The sequence below is a fragment of the Succinivibrio faecicola genome (assembly GCF_019448115.1).
In the GTDB taxonomy this organism is placed as follows: Bacteria; Pseudomonadota; Gammaproteobacteria; order Enterobacterales; family Succinivibrionaceae; genus Succinivibrio; species Succinivibrio faecicola.
This window is the reverse complement of sequence record NZ_JAGFNY010000014.1, coordinates 15,035-40,947: the sequence shown is the minus strand read 5'-3', so window position 1 is coordinate 40,947 and position 25,913 is coordinate 15,035. Positions and strand designations below refer to the sequence as shown.

At 35.6% G+C, this 25,913-nt stretch carries 21 protein-coding genes and 1 tRNA gene; 12 read left to right on the top strand and 10 right to left on the bottom strand.

Annotation, left to right across the window (positions count from 1 at the left end; all coding sequences use genetic code 11):
• The first annotated feature begins 157 nt into the window (after positions 1-157).
• Together J5V48_RS05390 and J5V48_RS05385 are read left to right on the top strand one after the other, a co-directional pair.
• The gene (locus J5V48_RS05390; protein WP_219937547.1) at positions 158-835 is read left to right on the top strand and encodes a hypothetical protein; all 678 of its coding nucleotides are present in this window, start codon (positions 158-160) and stop codon (positions 833-835) included.
• A complete protein-coding gene (locus J5V48_RS05385) occupies positions 835-1,344 on the top strand; it encodes a CinA family protein (RefSeq protein ID WP_219937546.1) in 510 nt (169 codons plus the stop codon). The genes J5V48_RS05390 and J5V48_RS05385 overlap by 1 nt, the downstream gene beginning before the upstream one ends.
• Here J5V48_RS05385 and J5V48_RS05380 read toward each other — a convergent pair.
• The 4 genes from J5V48_RS05380 to J5V48_RS05365 all read right to left on the bottom strand — a co-directional run bounded on the left by J5V48_RS05380 (position 1,341) and on the right by J5V48_RS05365 (position 5,278).
• A complete protein-coding gene (locus J5V48_RS05380; RefSeq protein ID WP_219937545.1) occupies positions 1,341-3,017 on the bottom strand; it encodes a glycoside hydrolase family 36 protein in 1,677 nt (558 codons plus the stop codon). The genes J5V48_RS05385 and J5V48_RS05380 overlap by 4 nt on opposite strands.
• Positions 3,018-3,119: 102 nt before the next feature.
• A tRNA-Ser gene (locus tag J5V48_RS05375) sits at positions 3,120-3,210 on the bottom strand.
• A 26-nt stretch (positions 3,211-3,236) separates the two neighbouring features.
• Positions 3,237-3,965, bottom strand: coding sequence for a DNA alkylation repair protein (locus J5V48_RS05370; protein WP_219937544.1), 729 nt, complete (start codon positions 3,963-3,965; stop codon positions 3,237-3,239).
• 2 nt (positions 3,966-3,967) lie between these two features.
• Positions 3,968-5,278, bottom strand: a complete 1,311-nt coding sequence (locus J5V48_RS05365) for a Y-family DNA polymerase (RefSeq protein WP_219937543.1) — start codon at positions 5,276-5,278, stop codon at positions 3,968-3,970.
• Between the two features lie 203 nt (positions 5,279-5,481).
• Here J5V48_RS05365 and J5V48_RS05360 point away from each other — a divergent pair, with 203 nt between their 5' ends.
• On the top strand, positions 5,482-6,513 hold the full coding sequence (locus J5V48_RS05360) for a LacI family DNA-binding transcriptional regulator (protein ID WP_219937542.1): 1,032 nt from the start codon (positions 5,482-5,484) through the stop codon (positions 6,511-6,513).
• 179 nt (positions 6,514-6,692) lie between these two features.
• On the opposite strand, the gene J5V48_RS05355 is transcribed toward J5V48_RS05360, so the two are convergent.
• From J5V48_RS05355 to pta, 3 genes are all read right to left on the bottom strand, one after another.
• Entirely contained in the window at positions 6,693-7,400 is a 708-nt protein-coding gene (locus J5V48_RS05355) for an L-ribulose-5-phosphate 4-epimerase (protein ID WP_219937541.1), read from the bottom strand.
• A gap of 154 nt (positions 7,401-7,554) precedes the next feature.
• Positions 7,555-8,340, bottom strand: coding sequence for an NAD-dependent epimerase/dehydratase family protein (locus tag J5V48_RS05350; protein WP_219937540.1), 786 nt, complete (start codon positions 8,338-8,340; stop codon positions 7,555-7,557).
• A 44-nt stretch (positions 8,341-8,384) separates the two neighbouring features.
• A complete protein-coding gene (gene pta / locus J5V48_RS05345) occupies positions 8,385-10,352 on the bottom strand; it encodes a phosphate acetyltransferase (protein WP_336244988.1) in 1,968 nt (655 codons plus the stop codon).
• Positions 10,353-10,647: 295 nt separating this feature from the next.
• On the opposite strand from pta, the gene yfbV reads away from it, so the two are divergent.
• The 8 genes from yfbV to J5V48_RS05310 all read left to right on the top strand — a co-directional run bounded on the left by yfbV (position 10,648) and on the right by J5V48_RS05310 (position 19,414).
• Positions 10,648-11,094, top strand: coding sequence for a terminus macrodomain insulation protein YfbV (gene yfbV / locus J5V48_RS05340; RefSeq protein WP_219937539.1), 447 nt, complete (start codon positions 10,648-10,650; stop codon positions 11,092-11,094).
• Between the two features lie 345 nt (positions 11,095-11,439).
• Entirely contained in the window at positions 11,440-12,423 is a 984-nt protein-coding gene (locus J5V48_RS05335) for an ABC transporter substrate-binding protein (protein ID WP_219937538.1), read from the top strand.
• An 84-nt stretch (positions 12,424-12,507) separates the two neighbouring features.
• A complete protein-coding gene (locus J5V48_RS05330) occupies positions 12,508-14,040 on the top strand; it encodes a sugar ABC transporter ATP-binding protein (protein ID WP_219937537.1) in 1,533 nt (510 codons plus the stop codon).
• A complete protein-coding gene (locus tag J5V48_RS05325; RefSeq protein WP_219937536.1) occupies positions 14,024-15,079 on the top strand; it encodes an ABC transporter permease in 1,056 nt (351 codons plus the stop codon). Before J5V48_RS05330 ends, J5V48_RS05325 begins: the two co-directional genes overlap by 17 nt.
• Positions 15,072-16,094: an ABC transporter permease subunit gene (locus J5V48_RS05320; protein ID WP_219937535.1), complete on the top strand. Its 1,023-nt coding sequence runs from the start codon at positions 15,072-15,074 to the stop codon at positions 16,092-16,094. Before J5V48_RS05325 ends, J5V48_RS05320 begins: the two co-directional genes overlap by 8 nt.
• 181 nt (positions 16,095-16,275) lie before the next feature.
• Positions 16,276-16,410 carry a hypothetical protein gene (locus J5V48_RS09915; RefSeq protein WP_255557730.1) on the top strand — a complete coding sequence of 45 codons (135 nt, stop codon included), beginning with the start codon at positions 16,276-16,278 and terminating at the stop codon, positions 16,408-16,410.
• Positions 16,411-16,557: 147 nt separating this feature from the next.
• Entirely contained in the window at positions 16,558-17,673 is a 1,116-nt protein-coding gene (locus J5V48_RS05315; RefSeq protein WP_219937534.1) for an IS110 family RNA-guided transposase, read from the top strand.
• A gap of 508 nt (positions 17,674-18,181) precedes the next feature.
• On the top strand, positions 18,182-19,414 hold the full coding sequence (locus J5V48_RS05310) for a carbohydrate porin (protein WP_219937533.1): 1,233 nt from the start codon (positions 18,182-18,184) through the stop codon (positions 19,412-19,414).
• Between the two features lie 72 nt (positions 19,415-19,486).
• On the opposite strand, the gene J5V48_RS05305 is transcribed toward J5V48_RS05310, so the two are convergent.
• Both J5V48_RS05305 and J5V48_RS05300 read right to left on the bottom strand, forming a co-directional pair.
• Positions 19,487-20,866, bottom strand: a complete 1,380-nt coding sequence (locus J5V48_RS05305) for a carbohydrate porin (RefSeq protein WP_219937532.1) — start codon at positions 20,864-20,866, stop codon at positions 19,487-19,489.
• A 168-nt stretch (positions 20,867-21,034) separates the two neighbouring features.
• Entirely contained in the window at positions 21,035-22,633 is a 1,599-nt protein-coding gene (locus J5V48_RS05300) for an AAA family ATPase (RefSeq protein WP_219937531.1), read from the bottom strand.
• Between the two features lie 279 nt (positions 22,634-22,912).
• Here J5V48_RS05300 and J5V48_RS05295 point away from each other — a divergent pair, with 279 nt between their 5' ends.
• Entirely contained in the window at positions 22,913-24,262 is a 1,350-nt protein-coding gene (locus J5V48_RS05295) for a carbohydrate porin (protein ID WP_219937530.1), read from the top strand.
• Between the two features lie 83 nt (positions 24,263-24,345).
• Here the strand turns inward: J5V48_RS05295 and J5V48_RS05290 are convergent, their stop codons facing one another.
• Positions 24,346-25,773, bottom strand: coding sequence for a carbohydrate porin (locus J5V48_RS05290; protein ID WP_219937529.1), 1,428 nt, complete (start codon positions 25,771-25,773; stop codon positions 24,346-24,348).
• Positions 25,774-25,913: the final 140 nt, after the last annotated feature.

The window sequence follows — 25,913 nt, the reverse complement described above, 5'->3', positions numbered from 1 at the left end:
CAGTTGAAATAATTAAAAACAAAGATTTTATATAATATAATTAAGCGTTTGTTTTTGAACACTTTTGAGAAATATCACATCATTTGTAGCAATTTTTTGTATAGCAAGTAAACAAGTGTTATATTACTAATAGGAATTTTATAAAAAAGAGTAAATCATGCAGTCATATCTAGATGTTTCTATCATTGCAGTTATCATTGTAACGGTTGTTATACTCCTTTTTATACTCATATCATTTCTTATAAATTCTCACAGAGCATCAGCTGTTGAAAAGAATTTACTTCGTGTAATAAGTCAGCAGGAAGTAAAGATAACTGAGCTTGTATCTGAAAATGAAAAAATTAAAAATATCAATGATTCTCTTGAAAGAAGAATCAAATCATCAGAACGCTCATTACAGTATGTAACAGATACTCTTCAGGATCTTATTGATAAACAAAGAAAGATAGATTCATCTTTTGACTCATTAACCAACAAGATAGAGCTTCAGAAAAAAGAGTTTGAGGAAAAATCAGTTGATAATCAGCCAATTGTTCTTGCTAAAAGACTTCTGTCTGAAGGATTGAGTATCTCTGAGGTTATTGATAGAACAAATCTTCCAAGTTATGAAGTTGAAATGCTTGCAAAAGTCCATAAACTTGATAAGAGCACTTCTCCAATGAGTATTGAAGATCAGGTAAGAGCTCAGACAGAGAAGTTCATCAGCACACCATCGGTTAAAGTTGATGAGCCAATAGTTGCAAAGAGTGCTCCAAAGACAGCTCATGTAGCTAGTTTAAAAGCAAGAGATGCTTACGGAATCGGCTCTAAATCCATCTTAAGAAGACAAAGATAATGAACTACAAATCAATGATTACTCAAAAAGCACAGGAGCTTTTTGAGCTATATCCTATTTATAAAGAAGTATACGTAACAGCTGAATCTTTAACTGCAGGATTGATAGGTGCCAGCATCGTTGAGATCCCAGGATCATCTGCATATTTTGACAGGGGCTTTATTACTTATTCAAACGAGGCAAAAATGGAGTGTCTTGGCGTTAGTGAAGATACTTTAAAATCATACGGAGCAGTAAGTGAGCAGACAGTTGTACAAATGGCAACAGGAGCCCTTTTAAAAAGCTCTTTAGGAACCATGAGTGTTGCTGTAAGTGGAATTGCAGGTCCAGATGGTGCAACTAAGACAAAAAGAGTTGGTACTGTGTGGATGGCTGTAAAGCAAAAAGATAAAGCTGCTTATACAAAGTGCTTTATCTTTGATGGCAATCGTGAAGAGGTTAGAGAACAGACTGTATATCAAGCATTGTGTGCTTTAGTCAATCTTACAAAAGGACTGGCTCCTTTTTAAATATTTGATACAACCATGACCTTGCCGTAATCTAAGGTAAGGTCACCTTTAACCATCTTACCTGTAAAGAAATCTTTAAATTCCTCTTTTAGCGAAAATGTTTTTCTTTGTGAATCAAGATTAAAGAAGATCCTTGTTTTATATTTATTTCCTTGAAGAATGAAACTGTCAAATTCATCAGATATATTTATATCAATGCAGTCTTTGTGAATATCAAGAATACGTTTAATCAGTTTTTTATTATTAGGAGATATTTTATCAAGACTGTCGCCAAGGAAAACAGATCCGTTAGCAAGAAGAATAGTTGCCACATGCATCATGAAATCCTCAGGATCTGCAATCTGGTCTTTGTAATTATGAAGACACATACAGTCAGGATCGTTAATCCAGAGTGATTCATTCATCCAGGTTCTGTGTCTTAGCTCATTTAGCTGCTGAATAAATCTATCTTTATTTCTTATAACATCATCAGAAATTCTCATTGAATGAACTAGACCAATAGACGGCCAGAAAGGAGCATTACATCCAAGAAGGATACTATCTTTTCCTACAACATCAAGAATTGTTTTAAGTCCTAATCTGTAATTTTCAATTGGAGTGATTCCACTCTTGAAAACAAGATGCTCACAGGCTCCCCAGTAACAGGCATCAAGTTTATAGAATCGTATATTTAATACATCATGAAAGTAAGAGAAAACACGGGATATATAATTTCTTACCTCTTCAATTGAAAAATCAAGAGAATACCAAGGTAAATCTCTCCATCCTTCATAGGTATTTACACCAGCATCCTCCAGTTTTCCTAATCTGCTTTTAGCAAAATATTCTTTATTTTTTCTAAAAAGCTCTGAGTCTCCTGAAGCGATGAAAGGTGCAACCCAGATACCAGGCTCTTTTCCTGCGTCTTTAATTTCCTTAATAAGATCCTGCAGATTATTAGAGAACTTGTTTGTAAAATCAAGCCAGTCACCCATGTGTTTTTGATAACCGTCGTCAATTAAAACATATTTTGTATTGTCTATATGTTTCATAAATCTTAAGTTATCTTTTATGATCTGCTCACTGATATTCTCATAATAACAGTACCATGAGCACCATCCACTGGGTTTTTGTGCAAATAGACGTTTGTTGTATCTGTTTATGCGAGCAGACAAACTTTTTAGCAGTTCATTGTTGGATGTTGCACCAAGAACAGTGACGATTTCAGACTCAATTGTATCAGCAAGTTTGTTTGCATGAGAGAAAATCTGCATTACTACAGTGAGTCTGCCAGAATTGTAGATTCTGAATTTTAACTGATATTTATTGCAGGAAAGAGCTCCTATAAGGAGTTTTTCTCTACCTTCATTCAGGAGAATATAGTTATAGCCTTCTTTATATTCATTAGTAATGAATTTGCTTTTCTTATAAGGCTCTTTATCATCAGGGCAGCGACCTATTTCAGTAATATTACTGAAAGTTCCCATACTCTGAGAAAGCATTTGAAAACCTTCAGCATAGTAAGTTGTATTTGAAGATGCTATAACCTCATCAAAAAGAACAATTTCTTCATTCTCAATTTTTGATGAAATAAACTTTTTAAAGGTGATTTCCTGGTTATTAACAGTTACTGCTGCATTGAAGTTTTCAAGATTCTTCTTGATTTTTTCGAGTACATCTACTGCTGTAAGCATATCTGGCCATCTCCTGTTTTTTTCTAATTCTCTGAGAGATAAGGATATTTTGCAATAGAAACGAATGATAGAGGTGTGAAAATGAGATGTACTTCAATCAAATGGCGGAAAGGAGGAGATTTGAACTCCTGGAACATTAAAAATGTTCGTCGCATTTCGAGTGCGATGCATTCAGCCTCTCTGCCACCTTTCCTTTGATGATCATTATAAGAATTTTCATTATTGATTCAATGATCTTTTCTTCAAAGTTTTAATAAAACTTTTGTCTTCTGCACTGGGTATTCTTGATTCAGTGATTTTTGCAATTGCCTTGTTATGAGTTTTTATGGACAGGTTATCTTTTTTTAGATATTCAATTGTAGTGTCTTTATCTGTACAGTACATACTTGCAATGCACCATGCAATAGCCATATGAACATAGTAATGGCTGTCATCTGCTTTATCAAAAACGCCAAACAGATAATTCATATATTCAAAAGAGCAGTAACAGTTGTTTGCACAAACAATGGCAAAACGTCTTACAAAAGGAGGATTCTCATTATCAAATAGAGGCTTTATAAATTCGAAGAATTCTTTTTTATTATTCTTTATAAATGGTTTTAAAAGTGTGCAAAAACCATCAACAATTGTCCAGCTGTTTAATAATTTAAAGAATTGCCTTATAAGTTTTATTTTATCTTCAAAAGATAAATCTGCTTTGCTAATTGCAACAGCAAGGCAGTATCTTGTTTCAAAGTATGAATTTTCATCTAGTTGATTTATCAAAGATATTAAATCGTAATTGTGTTTTAAAAGTGACAAAGCTGTTTTTTTGACAGTAGGGACTTTTACGCCAAGGATGATATCGTCTTTACAGATTTTTGATGTAAATTCTTTGTATTTTTCCTCTTTGTGTACACAAAGTATTTGTTCAAGCTCTTTTGTAGAAATAGTTTTATTTGTGTTCATTTCTAGAAAACCTCAGGAAGTTCGTCAAAAGAAGCTGTATATCTCTTTGAAAAATGATCTTTATTGATTTTGTCTTTCTTTTTGTTTTCAACTTTTGTAAGTGAATGTAAAGCTCCAAGATATATGGTATCTTTGTTGTCTTTATTTATTTTATCTACTGCATTCATGAGGTTATTGTTTTTGTTCAGTTCACTTTGATTTGGAGCTTTATTAAACAGATCTGACTGAAAGGTTCTTGAATCCGTAAATTCATACAATATGATGCCAGCCTTTGCATATTCGTATCCATCAACAAAGATTCTATCTAAAAGAATTTTGGCAGCAGATGCGAATACCCTGGTATCAGAGCATGGATATTCAAGACAGATTGCAATTTCGTTTGAATATTTCTTTGCATTACCAAAATAAGATGTTCTTATAAAAAGAGCCATCTTTTTTGCATAAAGCTCTAATGAGCGAAGTTTTTCACATGCACATGAGACGTAATTTGCAAGAGCCTCATAAATATCATCAATCTTTGTTAGTCTGTTTTTAAACGATCTTGACCACATGATCTGATTTTGACAATCAGAATCTACAATACTCTCTATGCAGTCTATTCCGTTAAGCTCGTTTATAGTTCTTGAAAGATTGATATTATATTTTTTTCTCATTACCTCAGGATCAGCTTTTGATAACGAATAAGCTGTTTTAAAACCTTCATTAGTGAGTTTTTCCTCACTTGAAGGGCCAATTCCCCATATTTCCTTTAATGGACTTTCAATAAGAATCTTCTGCCTTTTATCATCGCTAAGTGCACTAAAGATTCCTCCTGTATATGAATTTATCTTTGCATAGTGATTGGCTAGTTTTGCTAATGTCTTGCTTGTCGCAACCCCTATTCCTACAGTAATTCCTATCTGCTTTAGAACGCATGCTCTGATTTTTTTTGCAGTTTTTATTGCTTCAGCTTCTGTAATATTTCTATAACATAAAAATGCTTCATCAACAGAATATACCTCAATATCCTGGCAGAATGATTCAAGGCAGAGCATTACTCTGTTTGATATATTTAAATATAAAGAGAAGTTTGATGAGAATGTTTCAATTTTATATCTGTTAATTTTGTCCTGAATTTTAAAAACAGGAGAGCCCATTGCAATACCGAGATTCTTTGTTTCATTAGATCTTGATACGACAATTCCGTCGTTGTTTGATAAAACTGCAACTGGCCTGTTTTTTAGATCCGGTCTGAATATCTTTTCGCATGATACGAAAAAGTTATTGCAGTCGCACAGAAGATATACCATTGATAATTTATTTATCTCTTTCATAAGACAAATATAACTTTTATAGGTATTTATTTCAATAGAATATTTATCGCAAAATTTGTGATTTATTAAGTAAAATGAAAAAATATTACAATTTTTGCAAGCTGAATAACATTAAAAAACATTTATGTTAGTAAATGATAAAAAAATATAACATAATTAAGGCAAATAATTTTGTAATCGTTTACGGATTTTATGGTGAACTGATGAGCGTAACATTAAAAGATCTTGCTAAAGCTTCTGGTGTGTCGATAGGAACTGTTTCAAGAGCTTTAAATGATAAAAATGAGGTAAGTGCAAAGACTTCTGAAAAGATAAGACAGCTTGCCCATGAACTTGGTTATATTCCAAACAGAGCAGGTAGAGCATTATCTGCACAGAAGAGTATCAGCTGTATTGGAGTATCACTTCCAAGTATTAATTCTCCTTTCTTTGATGATATCAAAAAAGGTATCGATAATGGATTAAGAGAGTTTAAAGATCTCGGCATTGATGTGATATTAAAAGAACAAGAAGGCTGGGATGTTTCAACTCAAATAAAGATCATTGATGAGCTTGTAGAAGCAGGTTGCAAGGCATTAGTAATCTGTTGCGTTGATTCTATCAGTATGAGAGATAAGATAAACTCTCTGTTTGAAAGTGGAATTCCTGTAGTTCTTTTAAACAATGAGGTCCCAGAGACTAACAGATTATTTTTTGTAGGTCCTGATTATTTAAAATCAGGTCAGGTTGCAGCTTCAATGGTTACAAAATGCTGCAATTTTACACCTCTTAAGATCCTCTTGGTTGTCGGTTTCAAAGATCATATCGGTCATAAAACCCGTGTCAAAGGCTTTATTGATGAGCTTAAAAAAGAGAGAGATGATGTTGATATTGTAGATACTATTGAAGGATGCGATCAGGATATCATTACTCAGCAGGTAACAATGAAAGCATTTTTAGAGCATCCTGAGATAAATGTTGTATATATGACATCAGGCTCAGGTGTAAGTGGTCTTGGAGCAGCAATTATCGCTGATTCCATGCACAAGCGCTTTGTTGTAGCCTGCGATGAGATTTATACAACAAAAGAACTTGTAAAAAACGATATAATCGATTTTGTTGTATGTCAGCAGCCATATAATCAAGGATATCAGGTTATTAAAAAGCTGCATGAATATTTAAACAAGGTCGGAAATACAACTGCTTGTGATTACATTGTTGAACCAGTTATAAAAGTTAAAACTCATTTTGATTGACTTTTTTAGATTTTATAATGGTTCTTTTAAGATCCTTTATTAGATAAATCAACTGCTACCTTTTGGTAGCATTTTTTTGGATACCAGCTAATAAAGAATAACAAGTAAAAATATGATACTCAATATAAGAAAGCCTGGCATAAGCCAGGCACATGAGTGTTATTCATTGTAAGGAAAAATCAGTTTTTCTTTTTCTGTCCGTAGTAGGCATTTTTACCATGCTTTCTTAAATAGTGCTTATCTAAAAGCTCCTGCTGCATTCTTGTAAGATCAGATCTTAAAGTTAAAGCATGATATGCCATATAGGCAACTTCCTCTAAAACTACAGCATTATATACAGCATTGTCTGGATCTTTTCCCCAGCAGAAAGGTCCATGTGAATAAACAAGGCATGATGGTACATCCTTAAGCGCTATATTTCTTGTTTTAAAGGTTTCAACTATAAGTTTTCCTGTCTCAAGTTCATATTCACCTGCAATTTCCTGAGGTGTCATTTTTCTTGTACATGGAATGTCACCATAAAAATAATCTGCACCAGTTGTACCAAGCGCAGGAATATCAAGACCTGCCTGTGCAAATGATGTTGCATTTCTTGAATGGGTATGTACGATACCGCCGATATCCTCACATGCTTTATAAATCTCAAGATGAGTTGCAGTATCGGTTGAAGGATTTAAATCACCTTCAACTACCTTACCTGTTTCAAGATCAACTACAACCATATCAGAAGCTTTCATTGTTTCATAATCAACTCCTGATGGTTTGATAACAACAAGACCTGTATTTCTGTCGATTCCTGAAACATTACCCCATGTAAATGTTACAAGATTGTGTTTTGGAAGGTCCAGATTTGCTTTGAAAACGGCGTGCTTTAATTCTTCTAACATGGATATAACCTCAGTTGATCATTAATCTACTGCTATTATAGAAAAGAAATAAAATAAAAACTTGATGTAGTTAAAATATTCGTAAAGGGTTTGAGTATATAAAATTAACGCTTTGAAAAATAAGTAAAATTAAATATACAAACGATTGCGAAAATTATATGTAATTAGTAAATGTCATGGAGTTTTTAAGAAGTTTTACTGGTTTTATTCTCTTATCTATAAGAAGAAGAGAACTTCTTTTATCAATAAACAGAGCTTCTTTTAATAGTGGCAATGAAATGGTATTGATAATCTTTGATTGCTGAAAATGCAAAATAAGATTCTGTAAATTGAGCTGATAGTCAGAGCAGATGTCAACTATATCATCAAGTTTCTCATCAATAATGATATTAAGAGCTCTAATACAGTCATTTAAAGTGATGTATGGAACATAGTTCTGCCCATTCAAGAAATTCAATTTAGGAAGATAGGACAGATAATGGATTAAACCATCTTTTTTTGAAAGAACAGTTGCAAATCTGGCAAGACAAACTTTAGTCATTGAAAATCTTTTTTGTGCTCTTTTCTCAACTTTCTGACAGATATATGCAAAGCAGCTATCATCCATTGTAATAGCACTTGCCTGAATAAACAGAACAGGAGGATTTTCTTTTAATGCATAGTAAAGATAGTCAATAAGATCAATTCTTGATTTTTCAATTTCCAAAAGTCTTTTCTTTGTCAGAAATTTTTTAGAAATTGATTCTCCTGCAAGATTTACAACAACTTCAATTGAGGGAATTTTATCAGTATAGCTAAGAAGTCTGATTGCAGATGGCAGTAGTTTCTTTGCATCTATTGGGGTTCTTGAGAGCACAAAAATTTCATGCCCTTTTTGTAAAAGATCAGAGCAAAGTGATCTTCCTATAAGACCAGTACCACCTGTAATCAGTATTCTCATAAACAAATAAGGGCAGCAAAGCTGCCCTCCTTATAGCTAAATCATTAAGCCTGAGTTGCCTGAATAGCGGTTACTGCAATTGTATAGATGATATCATCCACTAATGCACCACGAGACAAATCGTTTACAGGCTTTTTCATACCCTGAAGCATAGGTCCGATTGAAACGAGGTTTGCAGAACGCTGTACAGCCTTATAAACAGTGTTACCAGTTGAAAGGCTTGGGAAGATAAATACAGTAGCCTTACCAGCAACAGGTGAGTTAGGAGCTTTTTGTTTTGCAACATTTTCCATAACAGCAGCGTCGTACTGTAGAGGACCGTCAACAAGAATATCTGGACGCTTCTGACGAACAAGCTCTGTAGCTTCTCTCATTAAATCAACATCAGCACCCTTACCTGAGTTCATTGTTGAATAGGTAACCATAGCAACGCGAGGATCAATTCCAAAAGCCTTTGCTGTATCAGCTGACTGAATTGCAATCTCAGAAATCTGCTCAGCATCAGGATTGATATTTAAAGCACAGTCACCATAGATGTAAACCTGCTCATCCATTAACATGAAGAAAATTGCAGAAACAAGTTTTGCATTTGGAGCGGTCTTGATGATCTGAAGTGGTGGACGGATGGTGTTAGCTGTTGTATGTACTGCACCTGAAACAAGACCGTCAAGCTCATTTCTCTCGATCATCATTGTTGCAAGAGCAACGTTGTCCTTTAGCATATCAAGAGCCATCTGCTCAGTCATACCCTTTGACTTGCGAAGCTCTACTAATCTTGCAACATAGTTCTCACGAACCTCATCAGGATCAACAAATTCAACTCTCTCATTCAAGGTTACACCCTGCTGTTTTGCAACCTCAAGAATAGTTTCTTTCTTACCGAATAATACAGGAGTTGCAATACCCTGTTTTGCAACTGCTGCAGCTGCTGCAACTGTACGTGGTTCATCACCTTCTGGAAGAGCAATCTTCTTGTTAGCAGCACGTGCAAGCTCTGTTAACTTGTAGCGGAATGCAGCAGGGCTCATTAAAGGTAATGCATTCTTATCATAGGTCTTGATTAACTCAATAGCCTTTGAATTAAAAGCTTTAGCAACAGTATTTTCAATATATGAAATCTGCTCTTTCTTATCATAGTTAACGCAAGCAACAGCAGATGATAAAGCCTGTACAACTGCTAAAGCTGACTTATCAGTTCTGATAATAGCCTTGCTGTTTGATTTGCCATCTACACCTGAACAGATAATGGTTAATGATGCATTTGTTGTAACATCTGCATCTTCAGTAATAAGGATCTGACCTTCTTTTGCATTTTGTGCACTGAATGTTACCTTGAATAGCTCAACATCAGTATCGCCTGTAACTTCTGATTTTAGAATTGAAGCTACTTCATTTGCATTTAATGAGTAGAACTTCTTGTCATAATCAACAGTAGCAATAAAGTCCTTAAGTACAGGCTCTTTTACAGAGCAGCTGCCATCAGAGCACTGGCACTTGCCACAGCCTGATAAAACAAGCTTCTTGTTGCCGCTAGCATCTTTAGGTGCCTTGTGATTTAAAAGAATTGAACCTAATACTTTCTTTTTACCGGCATTGCCAAAGAAGTTTAAGGTTGCATCAATTGCATTTTTTGCACATTCGCAAACGCCGGTTGTAAGAGTAATGATATCAGCATCAAAAGCATGGCAGATATCAGCATTGATGATATCGGTATCAAAAGGAGCATCACAAACACCTTCGATGATAACTACATCGTAGTCCTTACCCTTTGTAAGATCGTTAAAATCAGCAACTATTCTTTCTAGAACTTCTGATTTGTTACCTTTTGCAATCTGTTTTGCTGCGCAGAACTTACATAATCTGTCTTTTGTACATGAATTTGTAGGATTGTAGAAAGGTGAGAATAAAGCTGCCTTTACGCCATTATCATTTAAAGCTTTTACAAGACCTAATGATACAGTATAGATACCGCTGGTTTTATATGTAGGAACCAGCATTACATTGTGTGCCACGAGAATTTCTCCAACTGATATTAAATTCAAATCTGATAAAAATAAAACTTATAAAATTATACCACGAACAAATTGAAGCTAATAAAACAGAGCCAATATTATTTTGTTAATGGACATAACATTAAGATTTGTATTAAAAAACTCAGTCAAACACCTATGAGTGTATAATAATTGCAAAGAGACAATAAATACTTGAAGTGATTATCTTACAAAACTGTGCTCAATGATGTGGTGACAAGCCCACAGGCTTTAGCCATGGGACGCAGTCAAATTTTGTAAAACCAAGTGGATTTATATGATTAAGAAACTGAAAGCAGGCTATATCTATATGAAAGACTGGCCTTTAGAGGATTATCTAAATCCTGTATTTGCTGAAAACAGAGTAAAAAAATCAATGAATTTTGCAAATAAAGCTATTCCTCCATTATTGTTTCTTACAATCATCTGGAGCCTATTTATAGGTGGATATTTTAAAGGAGTTCCTTTTATCTACGCTCTGTCTTTGAATTTGGAAGCTACATTAGCATGCCTTTTTGTTTTGTGCATTATTCCAATTCAGGGACTATACTGGTTTTACAGACGATCAGTAACCCCCCTAAATGAAAAGCAGCAGGTGTTTTACAGAACACTTTGCAAAAAACTGGATCATACCTTCACACTAATGCCTACCATGAGAGATTTGGAAGTTGAAATAAATTATGGATTAAAAAAACTTCCAAAAGACTTTTTAAAGGAACTGTAAAATTTGTATAGCGCAATCGTTTGCAAAATGAAGGCTTTATATGTGAATATTACAATATATTAAAAGAAATATTATTTTTTAACTTATTGAAAATAAAGTAGAAAAAAAATAAACAAGAGTAATTATTGATAAAGCGTAAATGTTTGCGTAAATAGTGACCTTTGTCTAAAAAATCTTTTTTTTGTAAAAAAAATACATAACGTATCACGTTTTTATTCACTTGTGCTTAAATCTTCAATTATCTGTTTTATTATCAGTAATGTTGGCGGATATGCAGATATACTGCCTAATATATAGATATCTTAAAAGATAAAATATATAAGAGTAAAACAAACAGGAGATTTTATGAGACTAGTAAAAGCTGTTTTAGCTGCTTCTATCGGTGCTGCAATTGCTTTATCCTCATCTGTTCAGGCAAAGCAGATCACAATCGGATTCTCTCAGATTGGTGCTGAGTCAGAGTGGCGTACTGCAAACACAAATGACGTAAAACGTGCTGCAAAAGAGAATGGTATCAACTTAAAGTTCTCAGATGCTCAGCAAAAGCAGGAAAACCAAATTAAGGCTATTCGTACCTTTATTGCTCAGAAAGTTGATTTAATTGGTTTTGTGCCTATTGTTGCAACTGGCTGGGACAATATTCTTCGTGAAGCAAAAAGAGCAAAAATCCCTGTACTTATTATGGACCGTGACTTAACAGTTTCAGATCCAAGCTTATATGTTGCAAAGATCGGTACAGATATGTATACAGAAGGCCGCAAGGTATTTGACTGGCTTGATGAGTATGTAACTAAGAACAACATCAAACCACGTAACGGCGGTGACAAGATTAACATTGTTATCCTTGAGGGTACTGTAGGTGCATCAGCAACAACAGGTCGTGGCAACGGCTTTAATGATGCAATGAATGATTCTGATAATAAAGACAAGTACAAGATCCTGGCATCTCAGACCGGTGACTTTACACGTCAGAAGGGCCAGGAGGTTATGGAGTCATTCTTAAAGTCAAACCGCAATGACATTGATGTTCTGTTCGCAATGAACGACGATATGGCATTAGGTGCAATTCAGGCTATTGAAGCTGCAGGTTTGAAACCATCAAAGGATATCATTATCGTATCAGTAGATGGTGTTAAGGGTATTTTCCAGGCTATGATGGATGGCAAGGCAAATGCAACAGTTGAGTGTAACCCACTACAAGGTGATCTGTTCTTCAAGACCGCTCAGAAGATTTTAAAGGGTGAATCAGTACCTAAGAGCGTATTCGTAGAAGAGGGTGTTTATACTTCTGACAATGCAGCTGAAGTATTCCCTACACGTCAGTACTAATATAATCTCAATAAAAAAAGGGTGCCACGAGCACCCTTTAACAGATCTATCAGTGTAATTCACCACATATATAAGGAGTGCTATATGTCTGATTGTGAAGATTATATCTTGCAGATGAGGCACATAGATATGTTCTTTCCTGCTGTAAAGGCACTAAAGGACGTTTCATTCAATTTAAAAAAAGGCGAAATTATTTCTCTTATGGGTGAAAACGGTGCTGGTAAGTCAACTTTAGTAAAGGTACTTACAGGCGTTTATCACAAGACCAACGGTGAGATCATTTTTGATGGAAATAAGATAGAGCCAACAACCCCTCTTGCAAGTCAGAAGATGGGTATTTCCACAGTGTATCAGGAAGTAAATCTGTGCGCTAATCTATCCGTTGCAGAGAACATCTATATTGGCAGAGAGCCTAGAAATTCAATTGGTGGAATCGATTGGCCCACCATGCAGAAAAATGCATCAAAACTACTGTTTGATTCATTAGGAATTGACATAGATGTAACAAAGGAGCTGAATTTCTATCCTGTTGCAATGCAGCAGATGATTGCAATTGCCCGTGCAATTGATACTAAATGTAAAATTCTTATCCTGGATGAGCCAACATCATCACTGTCAGATGCAGAAACTCAAAGACTTTTCAAGATAATGAGATCCTTAAAAGAGCAGGGTATTTCAATTATCTTTATTTCTCACTTCCTAGAGCAGATTTATACAATCTGCGACAGAATAACCATTTTAAGAGATGGCTCATATATCGGTGAATATGAGATTGAAAACCTTCCAAAGATTGAACTCATTTCAAAAATGATGGGTAAAGAGGTAAAGGATGGTGAGATTGAATCAGATGTTGAAAAATCAAAGCCTCGTGCAAATAACTATATTGAAACCTCACATGTAACAGTTCCAGGAAAGGTTAAGGATTTAACCTTAGATATCAAGGAAGGTGAGGTTGTAGGTTTTGCAGGTTTATTAGGCTCTGGCCGTTCCGAGATTGCAGAAACACTTTTTGGCACCATGTTAAAGAGCAGTGGTGACATATATGTTGAGGGTGTAAAAGTATCCATAAAATCTCCTATGGACATGATGAAGCATAAAGTTGCATTTTGTCCTGAGGATAGAAAAGTACAGGGCATCATAGGTGATCTATCTGTTCGTGAGAACATTATTCTTGCTCTGCAGGCAAAGATGGGAATGTTCTCTCACATCTCAAGGGCAAGACAGAATAAGCTTGCAGATTACTATATTGATCTTCTGAGAATAAAGGTTTCTGACAGAGAGCAGTTAATAAAGAACCTGTCTGGAGGAAATCAGCAGAAGGTTATTATCGCAAGATGGCTTGCAACCCAGCCAAGTCTTTTAATTTTAGATGAGCCTACAAGAGGTATCGATGTAGGTACCAAGACTGAAATTGAAAATCTGGCTGTGACATTGGCTAAAGAAAAGGGAATGTCGGTTGTTTTCATATCAGGTGAGATGGGGGAAATGGTTCGTACCTGTTCAAGAGTCATGGTTATTCGTGATCATGTAAAGGTAACAGAACTTAATGATGATGAAATATCAACAGCCCATATCATGCAGGCTATTGCAGGAGATTATCATGGTAAATCTGTTTAGGAGCTTTTTTAAAAGTTCACTGGCATTACCTTTGATGGCACTATTTGTGCTACTTATGTTTAATGCTTTCTTTGTGGATGATTTCTTTAAGATTGAAGTAATGGAAAACGGAAATCTTTATGGTCGTCCTGTCGATATTTTATACAGAGCATCTTCATTAATTATTCTGTCACTTGGAATGACTTTTGTTATTGCAACAGGCGGTATTGATATTTCTGTAGGTGCGGTTGTAGCAATTTCATCTGCAACATGCTGTGTCCTTTTAGGCGGTGATATCAGTGGAATTCCTGCTCATCCATTCTTTGTTGCAATTTTATGTTCACTAGGTGTTGGCATCCTTGCCGGTATTTGGAATGGAACATTGGTTGCCAAGTTCAAGATCCAGGCAATGGTTGCAACACTGATTTTAATGACAGCAGGTCGTGGTATTGCCCAGCTTATGACAGACGGTCAGATTATTACTGTCTACTATAAGCCTTTTGCTTACATAGGTGGCAATATTCCAGGTGTAATGCTGCCAACAGCAATGCTAATTGCAATTGTTATGGTTGCTCTTGTTATCTTTATTGACAGAAAAACCTCAATTGGTCTTATGATTCAGTCTGTAGGTATCAATGCAACTGCAGCAAGATATGCAGGTATCAAGGTTACAGCTGTGCTGTTTGCTGTATACATTTTCTCAGGCTTTTGCGCCGGCTGTGCAGGTTTAATCGAAGGCTCTCTTATCAGAGCTGCCGATGCTAATAATGCTGGTCTTAATATGGAAATGGATGCGATTTTAGCTGTTACACTTGGTGGAACTCTGATGGTTGGTGGCCGTTACTATATTGGCGGTACCATTATTGGTGCTATTACCATTCAGACACTTACAACAACAATGTATGCTGTAGGTGTATCATCAGACAGACTTCCTGCAGTTAAGGCAATTGTAATTCTTATGATTATTGTTATCCAGTCAGAGAAGTTCAAGCAGATGTATCAGGACTTTAAAGCAAAACGACTGAATCATGATGCACATAAGGAGGCTGAAAATGCGTAAGTTTTTATCAAATCTTGTTGCATCTCAGAACTTTCCTTTTTATGTGACAGCTTTTTTATTTGTTCTGTTATTTGCAATAGGATCAGTTACATTTACAGGTTTCTTCTCTTTACAGGTATTTTTAAATCTGTTTATTGATAATGCACCTTTAATTATTGTAACTGTTGGTATCACCTTTACAATTTTATCTGGCTTTAGTGGAATCGATCTGTCAGTAGGTGCAGTTGTTTCTCTAAGTTGTATGACACTTGCAGTGCTTATGCGCGATACTACAATCAATCCATATGTCTGTATGCTGATTGTTCTTTTAATCGGTATCGTTGTAGGCCTTGTAAACGGTGCACTTATCACTTACTTCAGATTGCAGCCATTCATAGTTACCCTGGGTACAATGTTCCTTTGCAGAGGTATTACAGCAATTCTCTCAAGAGACAGCGTGGCAATTGTAAATCAGGAGTATTCAGAACTTGCCTTCACATCATTTGAGTTCTCTGACTACTTTATATCACTTGGTGCTGTGATTGCTTTATTCATGGTGCTGACTGCAACAGTTATATTACGCTATACATCATTCGGTCGTGGCGTATATGCAATAGGTGGTAATGAGCAGTCTGCAAGACTCATGGGTCTTAAGGTTGATTCAATAAGAATCAAGGTTTATGTTATCTCTGGTTTTTGTGCTGCTTTAGGTGGTATTACATACTCATGGATCATGCTCTCAGGTTATACACTGCACGGCCTTGGTATGGAAATGGAAGCAATCGCATCATCAGTTATCGGTGGTACCCAGCTTATGGGTGGCGTAGGTTTCATGCCAGGAACACTCTTAGGTGTGATGATTCAGGGCACTATTCTTACAATCATTTCATTCCAGGGTACATTATCTGCCTGGTGGACAAAGATTGTTGTAGGCGTGCTCTTATGCCTGTTTATCGTAATGCAGGCAATTGTAACATCGCACAAGAGCAAACTTATGAATCTGAATGCAGAGGATTCTGCCTCAAAAGACAGATAGTAAAAATCTTTTGAAACATTAATCACAATCTTATGAGAGGAAGTTAGGGATGTGTCACAAACGCATCCCTAACTTATTTATGTTAACTTAGCGATAACTTAGAATTAAATTAGAAGATAAAAATAATAAGTATTACTCTTATTCATCAATAACCTATGACAAGTTTATAGGAGGTGAAAGTATGTCAAAAGCAAATAGCATTTTAATTATCATTACACTGATTGCTGCAATAGCAACAGTTGCTATCAGTGCCTATAATCCAAGTATTGGTGCATCAATAGCACTTGACAGCACTCAGATGGCAGCAATGTATTAGTCAAAGCGCATAAATTCATAAAGTTTTATTCAAGGCTAAATGATTTTGTGCGTTTTTTTCTCTTTATCGCGTTCTTTCTCTCTTTTTTCAAATTCATCTTCTGCTATGGTCTAGTTTCCTGCATTTTACAACCAGAGGAGACAGTCTATGGACTTACCAAAACTATCTTTCTATGAGTTAAAATCATTGAGAATGTATGCAAAACAGAATGGTTTTGTTATTGGTGTTGACTTAGCTTCAAGAGTGTTTCAGATCTGTTATGCCGATCTGAAAACAGGTCAGCTTGTGAACCGGTCAATTTCACGTAGTGAATTTGAAAATATGATAACTGACAGTCAGTTTGGAAAATGTGTTTTTGGCATTGAAGCTTGCGGTCAGTGTAATTTCTGGGGACGTTTTATAAATGAAAACGGACATATCTGTCGTGTTATTCCTCCTGCAAACATTAGCAGCTTTGGAAATCTAAGAGACAAATCTGACTCGATTGATGCTGTTAAAATTTTCAAGGCCACGTTCTCCCCATCTGTTCCTGAAAGTATTCTCAAAGATGAAGCTGCGCAGGCTCTTGCAACATTATTTGCACACAGAGCAATGCTTATGAAAGCAAGAATTCAGCTTGAAAATTCTTTCAGATCAGCAAGCTATGAAATGGGATTTATATCAGCTCGCGGACTTGAGGCAATCTTGCAATCATCAAAAGAGTTACTTTCACAGTTAGACAGTCAGCATAAAAGACGATCATTTAAAGCTTATAAACTTATATCTACAGACTGTTATACGATTATTCGCTGTATAAGAGAAAAAATAGACAAGATCGATCTGTTTTTAAAAAAGTTTGCCATGAACAACAGAATGTGCAAACACTTTATGACAATCGATGGAGTCGGACCAATTGTTGCTGCAGCTTTGTACTCAGCAATGAATGGAAATCCCAAGATGTTCAAGAATGGAAGAAAGTTTGCAGGATTTTTAGGTCTTGTTCCAAAGGTAACGGGTACTGGAGGCAAGATCATTGTAACCTGTGTAAGAAAGGGCGGAGCAACTCACTATAAACAGCTTGTATACATTGCTGCGGTTGCTCTTATATCAAGATTTAGAAGAACAAAGGCAACGGAAGAATCATCTCTTTTAAAAAAGCTTGATAAAGCAAAGATAAAAAGAAAAATTGTGCTATCCGTCGCAAACAGAATAAGTAGAATTGCATGGGCACTTGCTTACTATGATATGGATTTTGATATTGAGAAGTGTAAATTCCTCTCCTAACTTTGAAAAAAGAGTATTTATAACCTAATATACAAATATAGAGCGTAAAGCTCGTAAAAACTTCGGTTCGAAACAAGGTCTGACTAGCGACTTGCCTTCGAGGCAATTCCTGGCAGTGGCCCTCGAACCGAAGTTTTTTTTTATTTTTTGTATAACACCAAATTATCAGTTGATAAATCCGATTAAGTGAGAAATTATCAAGGATAAAACTGTATATATTTTTGTACAAAAAGCATATATATCGGATTTGCTAAGAACCTTTGTCTGACAACATAAACTTCGCATTAAATAAAAAAACAATTAAGAGAAACAAGGATAAAATTGAAAAAAGTTCAATAATAATGTGTGAGATGAATCAAAGAAATGTCTATCAACAAGAATAAAAATGAGCCTTTGATCACTTTTTGTCAAAAACTCGTTTGTCATAAGGATTCAGATAGATAAAATGACATCGTGACATGAACAAGTCATGTCTGAATTTAAATTTTTAATTATGGGATGTAAATAAATGAAAAAAGTTACTTTACTAGCCGCTAGTGTTCTAGCAGGTTTAATGTCAGCTCAGGCAATGGCTGCACCAGCAGAGTTTAATGGTTACATGCGTTCTGGTGTTATGCAGGGTACCTCAACATATGGTCACAAGGCTCTAGTTCAGCAGTTAGGTCGTTTAGGTAACGAGGACGATACTTTTGGTGAAATGCAGATCACTGGTGATGTTGCTAAGGTTGATGACACCGTATGGTCAGTTTCAACCATGTTTGCATTAGGTGGTAACAATGAAAACAACTGGGAAAGTAATATTTCAAATCGTCAGTTCTACGCACAGGTTAAAGGTCTTTTAGACAAAGAATCAACTTTATGGGTTGGTAAAAAATATATCAAGCGTGAAGATATCCATATCGGCGACTTCTACTACTATGATGTTTCAGGTCACGGTGTTGGTGTAGAAAACTATGCTATTGGTTCAGGCAAGTTATCAACTTCATGGTCACGTAAGGATAATGGTAGCGTAACTGCCTTAGATGGTTCAAATGTAAATGTTCGTTTAAACGTATTTGATGCTCGTTATGAATTACCAGTATGGGATGGTGCTACATTACAGGTTGGTACTACCTATTTAAGAGCATTACGCGATAAGAATGGCGCTGCAGGTCATACAACATGGACTGATGAAACTGAAATTAAAGACGCATTTAACTTCACTTTAGAATTAGGTGTTGGCTTCTCAGCTGGCTGGAACAAGACTGTTGTACAGTCATTCTCTGGTTCATCTGCTGACTGCGCTTGGTCTACAACTGCTAGTGTAAACGGCGATGCATTTACTGGTCAGGGTTACCGTTTATTAAACTTCGGTGAGACTCACTTTACCGATAACTTAGGTATGTTCCATCAGTTCAATGCTGCATACTCAACATCTAATGCATATGACAGCAAGAGAACTTTAGGCTTAGTAGTTCGTCCATACTACAAGTTAACAAAGATGACCAAGGTTTTAGCAGAGTTAGGTGCTTACGTTGAGCGTACAAAGGCTGAAGACGGTTCACACGTAACTGAAGGTGGTCAGAAGGCAACTTTAGCTTATGCAATTTCACCTGATGCAGGTAACTTCTGGTCACGTCCTGAGATTCGTTTCTACGTTTCATATATCAACGTAACTGATAAGAACGGCGAATTTAATAAACTTGGTAAGCAAACTGGTCACGACACCGTATTCGGTGCTCAGGTTGAAGCATGGTGGTAATAAACTCCTAATTACCATTAAAAAGAGCGGCACAAGCCGCTCTTTTTCGTATTTTGTCTAAGCTAAATCAGATTAGAACCATGACTCAGCCTGAACACCGAAGTAGAATTCAGTCTTGCGACCATCGCTGAGAGAATCTACAGTACTTGCACCAGCTGTTGCCTTATCCATTAGATTTACAGTAAAGCCATTTCCATAAGTACCAGTTCTGCCTTCGTTGTGACCAAAGTGCTTATAGGTTGCAAAGAAACGAATTTCAGGACGTGACCATGCATTGCCAGCATCTGGTGTAATACCGTATGCTAAAGTTAACTTCTGCTGCTGAGTATTACCTTTCTCACTTTCATCACCAAATACTGTTGTATCAGATGAACTTGTAAACATACCAGCTTCTAAGATTAAACGTGTCATCTTAGTTAACTTGTACTGAGGACGTAATACTAACTGGAAGTCACGACCATGAGTTTCCTTGTTATCTAAGCTATTCTTCACCTTAGAGAAGTTAAACCATGTGTGGTATAGCATATTGAAGTTTTCGGTGAAGTTTACAGCACCAAAATCGATGATATCAATGTTATATGAGCTGCTATCCTTTGAACCAGTATAGGTGTGTGACCATAAACCAGCACCAGCAGTTGAGCCCTTAACATAACGAACTACAGTATTATTCCAGCCACCTAATAAGCTCTCACCTAAAACAGCTGTAAATAAATGACCGTTACCTACTTCTTCCTTAAGCTTATAACCATAATTTGAGTACTCTGAAGCATAACGCTGTGGAGCTACTAAAGTATAGCCAACGCTTGCCCATGATGAATCAAATGGAGCAAAACCATATTCAACATCAAACATGTTAGTTGCTGTTCTTGATGGTTTTGTTACAGCTTGCTTGCCGTCACCATCATCATTGTGACCATTTTCTAATGAATATCCACTAGCTTTTAATGCAAAATCTCTTGCATCATCACGACGAGTCCAGTTAGCACGTAACTTACCTGAACCTAATGATAAGTTTTCAATACCTACACCGTTACCTGAAACATTACGCCAGTAGTTATCAACAACATGTGAATCAACACGAACGTACTTCTTACCAACCCATAAAGCAGCACCCTTATCTGAGTCTAAAAGACCTGTTACTCTTAAAAAAGCCTGAGTGTTAGCAAATGCAATATTTTCACCATTGCCAGCAGCTTTATCAGTAGCCTGCCATGCACCTTCTTCATCTGTTGACATAGCAAAAGAAGTTGTAAATCTCCACTCTGTACCATCAACTTCTGCTAGAGTTACTGATGGAGCTAACTCAATGTAGTTATCATGCTCGTTACCTAAACGGCCTACATTTCCTTTATTATTGTTAAAATGACGGCTGTATACACCTGCACGGAAATATGATGCATCACCCTTTAATGCAACATCTGGTGTAACAGCTGCAGAAGCCTGAGCTGACATTAAACCTGCTAGAACACTAGCGGCCTATAGAAAGCTATATTATGATTTGCGATAAAGTATCTAATTATTTTTAAAGGAAATTTTTTCTGATTAAGAGCTCTATTATTGCCAAAATTGTTTAGTTATCAGCACAAAATGTACAAAGTTCTTCAATTTGATTTGCATGAATTACATGGAGATCTTTTCTATGATGCATTGATGCTTTTTACTAGTCTTATCATAATTTATTCCTACTAATAAAACATCTCCACAATAGTCTTTGAAAAATTCTGCATATTTTTTGTCTTTGATTTGTTTGATTGCTGACTCAGCACTCTTATCATATTTTAACTCAACGATTAGTGCTGGTTTATCAGCACCAACTTTTGGTAGATATGCAATATCAGCAAAGCCTTTTCCTGCAGGAAGCTCCCTTATTTCATTATAGTAATTTCTTGCATGAATCATTGATATTGAAATGATGCAAGCTAAAGAGTTTTCATCGTTGTATTTGAGAATTGATGAATTATTCTGATGATAAACATCCAGTGTTCTTGCAACGCTGTCCTGATCACCGTTCAAAATATCGGATAGCAATTTTTTTGATTCGGTTATTGCATTTGCTTCTGCTACATATGAATTACTTTTTCTAAGACATTTAAAGAATTCATATCTGATTTCTTTATTAGGGATCTTTACGTAAGTAAATTCTCCCTCTTCTTCCTGAATCTGTCTTGATACAGCTAGATAGCCGAGATGAACTAGTAATGTTAATATGTCATCTTTATCTTTGAAAGTTGACATATCATTGTGAAAAGCAGTTGTATCTACCAAAACTTCATTGCCAGCAATAAGTTTTATGATAGCTTCTTTCAATCCGTCCATATTTATATCAATATAGAATTGAAGAGCCTCATATATTTCAGTTTTAGTCCAATAACTTAAAAAGCATTTGCTTTGCAGGGCATTAACAACTGAATTAGGATTATATATATGCTCTGAATTATCATAGATATATCCATCATACCATTGTTGGAGTTGTTCAAAATCAACAGAATATTTATTGCATAATGGCTTTATTTCATTTTCTGTAAATCCAATGTATGAAGCATAGTCTAATGGATAAATCATAGAGTACTCTTTAAACATATTGAGAGCACTATGAGTTCCGTACTTTTTGATAGGAAGAATGCCTGTCATATAAGCTAAAGCTACATATGGCTGATCTTTGAAAAGTGTTCTTAAATAGTCTAAATAAGTTTCAAAAGAAGTAGTATCCTCTTTTTTTTCTCTAAGAATACAGTCCCACTCATCAATGATGAAAATAAAGTCTTCTTTTACTTGATCATATACATAAGTTAAAGCAAGATTAAGCTTTGTGTACTGTTCAAGATCAATATCTGGGTATAGACATTGAATTTCATTGATAACAGCTTTATCAAGATCAATTAGCATTTTTTTAACATCAAAATTAGAATTAGATAAAAAATTCTGCATATTGATGAAAATAACATTATGCTTATTAAGGTGTTGTTGATAAGAACTGTCTGAAGAAATTTTTAAATTTTTGAACAGATCTGAACTATCAATGCCCTTTGCGTAATAAGCTGAAAGCATATTTGCTGTAAGGGATTTTCCAAAACGTCTTGGTCTGCTTATACAAATATAACATTCATCTGAATGTATTTTCTTGTTTAGAATAGCGATTAAATCTGATTTATCCACGTAAATTTCAGAATTTAAGCTTCTCTGAAATTTGATATTATCAGGATTTAAATAGCTGCCCATTCATAAACTCCAAGAAATTTGAATACAAGATAACAGAACCTCATCAAATATCTTACCAAAATTAATATAAAGATGATGTGATTTAATCAATTATTTACCACATTCTATCTTCATAATAAGTTTAATTTTTGATAGTTTTTTTTGCTCAAACAACATATCTATCAACAAAACAGAGCTTATTCTTCTTTAAATTTAAAAAAAATCAATAATTTCAATTAGATAAAAATTTACTTAACCTTATCATCGCTTATATAGGCCGCTAGTGTTCTAGCAGGTTTAATGTCAGCTCAGGCTATGGCTGCACCAGTAGACGTTAGTGGTTACATGCGTTCTGGTGTTATGCACGGTAAGTCAACATATGGTCACAAGGCATATGTTCAGCAGTTAGGTCGTTTTGGTAACGAGAACGATACTTTCATGGACATGCTATTCTCTAGTGATATTGCTAAGGTAGATGATACTGTATGGTCAATTGGAGCCTTGTTCTGTGTAGGTGGTGACGGTAAAGAAAACAACTGGGAAGGTAATATTGTAAATCGTCAGCTCTATGCACAGGTTAAAGGTCTTTTAGATAAGGACGCAATTCTATGGGCTGGTAAGAAGTACGTTCAGCGTGAAGATTCATATATTGGCGATTTCTACTTCTATGATGTTTCTGGTCATGGTGTTGGTTTTGAACAGTTAAATGTTGGTACTGGTAAATTATCAGCTGCATGGACAAGAAAAGACAACGGCAATGCAACCTATAAGACTTTTAAAGATAAGTATGTTATTAAGCAGAAAGCTGACGAGAAAGACGATAAAGGAAATGCTTTACCAGGTAACGTTAAAGAAATTGTAAAAGGTCAGTTTGCAGAAAAAAAAGAGGTTAAAGTTCGCTTAAATGTATTTGATACCCGTTACGTATTCCCTGCATGGGATGGTGCATCTGTAGAGTTAGGTGCAACATATTTACGTCCTGAGCGTGATAAGAATGGTGAGTTCTCTTCATACACTTGGACTAAGGATAATGAGTTAAAAGATGCATTCAACTTGACTGCTGAATTAACCTTAAACGTATTAGGTGGCTTCAATAAGACTGTATTACAGTCATTCTCTGGTTCATCAGCAGACTGTGCTTGGTCAACAACTGCTGACATCAAGTCAAATTCAGGTTTTGGTGGTGTAGCAGGCTTTACTGGTCAGGGCTACCGCTTATTAAACATCGGTTTAAGCCAGTTTACTGAAAACTTCGGTATGTTCCATCAGTTCAATGCTGCATACTCAACATCTAATGATTATGACAGCAAGAGAACTTTAGGCTTAGTAGTTCGTCCATACTACAAGTTAACCAAGATGACTAAGGTTATCGCTGAGTTAGGTGCATTTGTTGAACATGAGAAGTACTTAAAGCATGATGCTGGTAAGGCAGATCATAGAACTCATGCAGGTCAGAAGGCAACTTTAGCTTACGCTATTAATCCTGATGCAGGTAACTTCTGGTCACGTCCTGAATTCAGATTCTATGTTTCATACATGAATTTAACTGCTGACACAAATGTATTCAACGAAAAGGATGAAGATACGATCGGTGGTGCAAAGAAAGGTCACGATACTGTATTCGGTGCTCAGGTTGAAGCAATGTGGTAAAATATCACTTATAATTCACCATAAGAAAAGAGCGGCATATGCCGCTCTTTTAATTATACAAGACTATTTCTTAACAAGTTCTATTAGAACCAAGCTGTAGCCTGAACACCGAAGAATGTGTCATGAGTTCTCTTTAGACCGCTTGATACAGACTCTAACTTACCATCCTTCTTTTCAATAACAGATGCATTAGTAATATCATTTAGTGAACCATATGCTCTATTATCGTGACCTGCATGCTTATATGTTACATAGAAGCGGAATTCTGGGTTTGAATAGAGGTTTGCTCCAAATGGATTTAAAATGTAAGCTAATGTTACCTTCTGAGCCTGATTGTTTGAATCATCTTTAGAGTTAACATTCTGCTTGCTCTGAGTCATGAAACCAGCTTCTAAAGCAAGCTTTGTCATCTTGGTTAACTGGTACTCAGGACGAACTACAACCTGGAAGCCACGAGCATGTGTTAAACCACCTGAAACATCAGTATCATAACCACCTGTTATATAGCCTCTTACATGTGAATATAACTTAAAGTTTTCAGTAATTTTGATAGCACTCAGATTGATAAAATCCCATGCCCATGAGCTGCTTGAAGCCTTTGAGCTTGCATAACCGTATGCTGTGTAGTCACCCCAACCGCCATCACCAGCAGTCTGACCTTTAACAAAACGGAGGTAAGTTGAATTATGACCACCTAGTAATGACTGATTATAACCTAATGTAAAGATTTGGCTATTTGCAATTTCACGAGCTAAAGAGTAGCCTGATGAAGCATACTCTGAAGAATAGCGTTGTGGAGTGATTAATGTATAGCCTAAATCTAAGTTTTTACCATCTGCTACATTGAAACTGTAATCAAAGTCAAACATGTTGATTTCTACAGTCTTTGCCTTTTCAACGCTTACTAACTTATAGCCTTTACCATCAGTAACATTTACATAATCAGCTTTATCTAAATCAACTTGTTCTAGATACTTATCATATTTATAGGTATCGTTATTTGAAGTAAAATCAGCATTACCTGTACGCTTAGTCCAGCTTGCTCTTAGCTTACCGCTACCCACTGATAAATTGTCAATACCAACACCTGTACCAGAAGTATTACGCCAGAACTGATCGGTTAAGAATGAATCTGAACGGATGTACTTTTTACCAACCCATAAAGTTGCACCCTTATCAAAATCAAAGAATCCATTTACATATAAATAAGCCTGATCAAATTCAATTACAGCATCTTTACCGTCAAAAGTCTGAACTGCAGATTCATTAGCTGTTTTATAAGCAAATGCGGTAGCAGCACCCCATTCTGTTCCATCAACTTCAGCAATTGTAAAGTTTGGAGCCATTTCAAAATATGTATCGTGCTCATTACCTAAACGACCAACATCGTTAACACCACCAAAATCAAATAAAGTTCCTGCAAATTTGCTTGAGTGAACACTTGTACGGAAACATGATGAATTACCTTTTAATAATGAACCATCACCATTTGCGTAAGCCTGAGCTGACATTAAACCTGCTAGAACACTAGCGGCCTATATATGTAAGATCAAAATATAAACTTTTGATTTATCAAATGGATAGTAAATATAAATCGGTCCTATGTTAAATTTTTTTATTTGCAATTGTAGTTTCAATTCATATTATTTCA

Coding starts and splice junctions, on each gene's coding strand:
- J5V48_RS05390 (WP_219937547.1), top strand. CDS start 158: ATGCAGTCATATCTAGATGTTTCTATCATTGCAGTTATCATTGTAACG.
- J5V48_RS05385 (WP_219937546.1), top strand. CDS start 835: ATGAACTACAAATCAATGATTACTCAAAAAGCACAGGAGCTTTTTGAG.
- J5V48_RS05380 (WP_219937545.1), bottom strand. CDS start 3,017: ATGCTTACAGCAGTAGATGTACTCGAAAAAATCAAGAAGAATCTTGAA.
- J5V48_RS05370 (WP_219937544.1), bottom strand. CDS start 3,965: ATGAACACAAATAAAACTATTTCTACAAAAGAGCTTGAACAAATACTT.
- J5V48_RS05365 (WP_219937543.1), bottom strand. CDS start 5,278: ATGAAAGAGATAAATAAATTATCAATGGTATATCTTCTGTGCGACTGC.
- J5V48_RS05360 (WP_219937542.1), top strand. CDS start 5,482: ATGAGCGTAACATTAAAAGATCTTGCTAAAGCTTCTGGTGTGTCGATA.
- J5V48_RS05355 (WP_219937541.1), bottom strand. CDS start 7,400: ATGTTAGAAGAATTAAAGCACGCCGTTTTCAAAGCAAATCTGGACCTT.
- J5V48_RS05350 (WP_219937540.1), bottom strand. CDS start 8,340: ATGAGAATACTGATTACAGGTGGTACTGGTCTTATAGGAAGATCACTT.
- yfbV (WP_219937539.1), top strand. CDS start 10,648: ATGATTAAGAAACTGAAAGCAGGCTATATCTATATGAAAGACTGGCCT.
- J5V48_RS05335 (WP_219937538.1), top strand. CDS start 11,440: ATGAGACTAGTAAAAGCTGTTTTAGCTGCTTCTATCGGTGCTGCAATT.
- J5V48_RS05330 (WP_219937537.1), top strand. CDS start 12,508: ATGTCTGATTGTGAAGATTATATCTTGCAGATGAGGCACATAGATATG.
- J5V48_RS05325 (WP_219937536.1), top strand. CDS start 14,024: ATGGTAAATCTGTTTAGGAGCTTTTTTAAAAGTTCACTGGCATTACCT.
- J5V48_RS05320 (WP_219937535.1), top strand. CDS start 15,072: ATGCGTAAGTTTTTATCAAATCTTGTTGCATCTCAGAACTTTCCTTTT.
- J5V48_RS09915 (WP_255557730.1), top strand. CDS start 16,276: ATGTCAAAAGCAAATAGCATTTTAATTATCATTACACTGATTGCTGCA.
- J5V48_RS05315 (WP_219937534.1), top strand. CDS start 16,558: ATGGACTTACCAAAACTATCTTTCTATGAGTTAAAATCATTGAGAATG.
- J5V48_RS05310 (WP_219937533.1), top strand. CDS start 18,182: ATGAAAAAAGTTACTTTACTAGCCGCTAGTGTTCTAGCAGGTTTAATG.
- J5V48_RS05305 (WP_219937532.1), bottom strand. CDS start 20,866: ATGTCAGCTCAGGCTTCTGCAGCTGTTACACCAGATGTTGCATTAAAG.
- J5V48_RS05300 (WP_219937531.1), bottom strand. CDS start 22,633: ATGGGCAGCTATTTAAATCCTGATAATATCAAATTTCAGAGAAGCTTA.
- J5V48_RS05295 (WP_219937530.1), top strand. CDS start 22,913: ATGTCAGCTCAGGCTATGGCTGCACCAGTAGACGTTAGTGGTTACATG.
- J5V48_RS05290 (WP_219937529.1), bottom strand. CDS start 25,773: ATGTCAGCTCAGGCTTACGCAAATGGTGATGGTTCATTATTAAAAGGT.